Source organism: Clostridium sediminicola (assembly GCF_050402865.1).
GTDB lineage: Bacteria > Bacillota > Clostridia > Clostridiales > Clostridiaceae > Clostridium_AF > Clostridium_AF sediminicola.
The window spans coordinates 1-247 of record NZ_BAABMF010000109.1; the positions used below are offsets into that span (position 1 = coordinate 1).

1 rRNA gene is annotated in these 247 nt (G+C 36.4%); it reads left to right on the forward strand.

The window, feature by feature from the left end:
• Positions 1-88: ribosomal RNA gene (locus ACQ3F0_RS26975) — 16S ribosomal RNA — on the forward strand; the annotation flags it as partial.
• Positions 89-247 lie beyond the last annotated feature (159 nt).

Genomic DNA, 247 nt, shown 5'->3' on the forward strand with positions numbered 1-247 from the left:
GAGCCAGCAGTCGAAGGTGGGATCGATGATTGGGGTGAAGTCGTAACAAGGTAGCCGTAGGAGAACCTGCGGCTGGATCACCTCCTTTCTAGGGAGAAATGAGAACAATGTTCTCATAATATTGACTTGGTTTTATCTACTCTGTTTAATTTTGAAAGATTAATTTCTTTCTATTTTGTTCATTGAAAATTGCATAGTGAATTATATATAAAGTAACAAAGCTCAAACTGAGCAAACTTTGTAAAAA